The 400-nt window shown below is 41.2% G+C and carries 1 protein-coding gene; it reads right to left on the bottom strand.

Going from position 1 to position 400, the window contains the following annotated elements:
• A partial coding sequence (locus AC1M9D_RS14120; protein WP_481612448.1) for a hypothetical protein occupies nt 1-400 on the bottom strand: 400 nt, incomplete at both ends.

Consider the following 400-nt stretch of genomic DNA (forward strand, 5'->3'; position numbering starts at 1 on the left):
CTGCAGCTTCTTGTGCTGCAGCAAGCGCTGCTTCTACATCATCCAACTGCTGACCATCAAACTTGCCTTCAGCAATCAAGTCTTCTACTTCTTTAATCGCTTCTTCTAACTTTTGCTCAGCAGTTTTTGCATTGTCAACTACAGTTTCAAGTTTTTCACGAGCATTATCAAAGTCTAGATTTGATAAGTCACCATTATTAGTTAGTGATTGCTCTGCTTCCGTAATTGCTGCTTCAACCACAGCTTTGTCTTCATCAGTGAATTTGCCTGCTGCAACATCTGCTTTTGCTTCTTCAACCGCATCTTTTAATGCTGCTTCAGCTGCATCCTCAATCACTTCTTCCGCTTTAGCTTTCTCTACTGCAGCGTCTAAAGTATCTTTAATTTCAGCGAAGTTTGC

Source organism: Acinetobacter sp. ANC_7682, from assembly GCF_056779795.1.